Source organism: Bradyrhizobium sp. 153 (genome assembly GCF_023073835.1).
GTDB lineage: Bacteria > Pseudomonadota > Alphaproteobacteria > Rhizobiales > Xanthobacteraceae > Bradyrhizobium.
This window is the reverse complement of the sequence record NZ_JADPKH010000121.1, coordinates 1-593: the sequence shown is the minus strand read 5'-3', so window position 1 is coordinate 593 and position 593 is coordinate 1. Positions and strand designations below refer to the sequence as shown.

The 593-nt window shown below is 55.8% G+C and carries 1 rRNA gene; it reads left to right on the top strand.

From position 1 onward, the window contains the following. Positions 1–593: ribosomal RNA gene (locus IVA91_RS29320) — 16S ribosomal RNA — on the top strand; the annotation flags it as partial.

Below are 593 nucleotides of genomic sequence, written 5' to 3'. Positions count from 1 at the left end.
ATCAGCCACATTGGGACTGAGACACGGCCCAAACTCCTACGGGAGGCAGCAGTGGGGAATATTGGACAATGGGCGCAAGCCTGATCCAGCCATGCCGCGTGAGTGATGAAGGCCTTAGGGTTGTAAAGCTCTTTTGTCCGGGACGATAATGACGGTACCGGAAGAATAAGCCCCGGCTAACTTCGTGCCAGCAGCCGCGGTAATACGAAGGGGGCTAGCGTTGCTCGGAATCACTGGGCGTAAAGGGCGCGTAGGCGGCCGATTAAGTCGGGGGTGAAAGCCTGTGGCTCAACCACAGAATTGCCTTCGATACTGGTTGGCTTGAGACCGGAAGAGGACAGCGGAACTGCGAGTGTAGAGGTGAAATTCGTAGATATTCGCAAGAACACCAGTGGCGAAGGCGGCTGTCTGGTCCGGTACTGACGCTGAGGCGCGAAAGCGTGGGGAGCAAACAGGATTAGATACCCGAGTAGTCCACGCCGTAAACGATGAATGCCAGCCGTTGGTCTGCTTGCAGGTCAGTGGCGCCGCTAACGCATTAAGCATTCCGCCTGGGGAGTACGGTCGCAAGATTAAAACTCAAAGGAATTGAC